Origin of the sequence: Actinoplanes sp. NPDC049802 (assembly GCF_040656595.1) — a bacterium.
GTDB lineage: Bacteria > Actinomycetota > Actinomycetes > Mycobacteriales > Micromonosporaceae > Actinoplanes.
The window spans coordinates 1-2,314 of the sequence record NZ_JBFAMR010000174.1; the positions used below are offsets into that span (position 1 = coordinate 1).

The 2,314-nt window shown below is 71.7% G+C and carries 3 protein-coding genes; all 3 read left to right on the forward strand.

The features are described from left to right. On the forward strand, positions 1-717 hold a 717-nt coding region (locus tag AB0I88_RS41190; RefSeq protein WP_361037731.1), incomplete at its 5' end, for an anchored repeat ABC transporter, substrate-binding protein. A gap of 17 nt (positions 718-734) precedes the next feature. Then, positions 735-1,610 carry a choice-of-anchor M domain-containing protein gene (locus tag AB0I88_RS41195; RefSeq protein ID WP_361037733.1) on the forward strand — a complete coding sequence of 292 codons (876 nt, stop codon included), beginning with the start codon at positions 735-737 and terminating at the stop codon, positions 1,608-1,610. Between the two features lie 14 nt (positions 1,611-1,624). Beyond that, positions 1,625-2,314: anchored repeat-type ABC transporter ATP-binding subunit (locus tag AB0I88_RS41200; protein WP_361037735.1), on the forward strand; the 690-nt coding region annotated here is incomplete at its 3' end.

Here is a 2,314-nt window from a genome sequence, read left to right on the forward strand (position 1 = left end):
ACCGGCGAGCTGTACCTGTACGGCGACGGCCACGGCGGCACCGAGCAGGTACGCCACGATCCGGCCCGTACCGTGATCGAGGTTCCGGCGAAGGCGCTCAAGGAGGTGCCCGCCGGGCCGGGCTTCCGGTTCCTCGGACGGCCCGGCACCGAGATCTACCAGTTGCCGCAGGCGGTGCTGGGCCGGCACGTGCACGGCGAGATCGACCCGCACCTGTGGCAGGACGTCGGCAACGCCCAGTCCTACGCCGAACTGATCCGGGACACGCTTATCGCCGCCGACCCGGCCGGCACCGCCGCCTACCGGGCCAACACCGACCGGTACCTGACCGAACTGAGCGCGCTCGACGCGTACGTCCAGGAAATGATTGACGGCATCCCGGCGGCGAACCGCCATCTGGTGACCACGCACGACGCCTTCGCCTATCTCGCCAAGGCCTACGGCATCCCGGTCGCCGGCTTCGTCACCCCGAACCCCGCCGTCGAACCGAGCCTCGCCGACCGCCGGCGGCTCACCGAGACCCTGCGCAACCTGCACATCCGGGCGGTGTTCCTGGAACCCAACCTGCGCGCCCGCTCGTCCACGCTCGTCGAGGTCGCCAAGCAGCAGAACGTCAAGATCTGCGACATCTACGGCGACGCGTTCGACGGCCGGGTCACCGACTACGTGTCGATGATGCGGTTCAACGCCGACTCCCTCCGCTCCTGCCTTCTCTGAGCCACCGAGGATCAGCCTTGCTCAAGTCCCTGCTCGCCGTGCTGCTCGCGACGGCGCCCAGCCCCACCCCCGGGCTCGACCAGTCACTCGACCCCGGCCAGGCCCAGGCCACCGGCCGGGCCGTGCTGGACACCGGCCACGTCGACATCGGTCCCCGGCTGCGTGACGGCGCGTGGACCATCCGGATCCACGACGACCACGCGGTGCCGCCGGTGTGGCGGGAGCCCGCCGACACCGTGCTGCGTGTGCGGGACACCGCTCGCCAGACGGTTCCCGACGACCCCGCCTACGCGTTCCTCGGTGAGCGGGCCGGCGCCGAGGTGCACGTGGTGCCGCAGACCGAGAAGCAAGGTGTCGTCTGGATCGGCTGGAACACCCAGGACCCCGGCGTCATCGGCGCGATCAGCCGGGGTATCACCATGACCCTGCGCGGGGCGCAGGGCCCGGGCGCCGTCACGGTCTTCCTCCAGGCCGGCAACCTCGGCGCCCCGCAGGTGCTGTGGAGCACCGCGAAACCACTGCCGCAGCCGATGTGGGTCGAGACCAACACCCACACCCACGCCAACTGGGTGTTCGGCGAGCCCGGCAACTATCAGCTCGCTGTCGACATCAGCGCCGACCTCGCCGACGGCACCACGGCCACGGCGAGCACCGTGCTGCGCCTGGCGGTCGGCGACGCCACCGAGCCCGACTTCGACGCCGCGTTCACCGCTCCCCTGGCGGCCGGCTCCGCCTCTGCCGCCACGGCCTCTGAAGATCAAGATCCCTCATCCGGTACGTGGCAGACTCCCGCCCTGATCGGCGCCGGCCTCCTCGCCGTCCTGATCGTTGGGGCGCTGGTGGCCCGGCAGTCGGCCGTACGCCGTCGCGCCGAACGGGAGGACTTCCGGTGAGCGCGGCCCTGGAGATGACCGGGGTCGCCGCCGACCTCGGTGGCCGCCCGGTGCTGCGCGACGTCGACGTGCGCCTGGACGCCGGTGACTTCACCGCCCTGCTCGGCCCCAACGGCGCCGGCAAGACCACCCTGATGCGGGCCGCGCTGGGACTGATCCCGCTGCGCGCCGGCACGGTCCGCACCGCCGGCGCCGGCTACGTGCCGCAGCGCCACGAGTTCACCTGGGACTTCCCCGCCTCGGTACAGGACGCCGTACTCAGTGGCCTGGTCCGCCGGATCGGCCTGTTCCGCCGGCCCACCGTCGCCCACTGGCGCGCCGCCTGGGACGCCCTCGACCGGGTACGGCTGTCCGACCTGCGCAAACGGCCGGTCGGGGAGCTGTCCGGCGGTCAGCGGCAGCGGGTGCTGGTGGCCCGCGCGCTGGTGCTGGAGCCGTCGGTGCTGCTGCTCGACGAACCGTTCACCGGTCTCGACATGCCCGCACAGGAGACGCTGACCGGCCTGTTCACCGACATCGCCCGGGACCGGGCCGTGCTGATGGCCACCCACGATCTGACCGCGGCGGCGTACACCTGTGATCGTCTGATTCTTTTGAATCGCACCGTGGTCGCCTCCGGCCCGCCCGCGGACCTCAAGGACCCGGAGGTCTGGATGCGGACCTTCGACGTCGGGCCCGGCTCCCACCTTCTCAAAGCCCTCGAC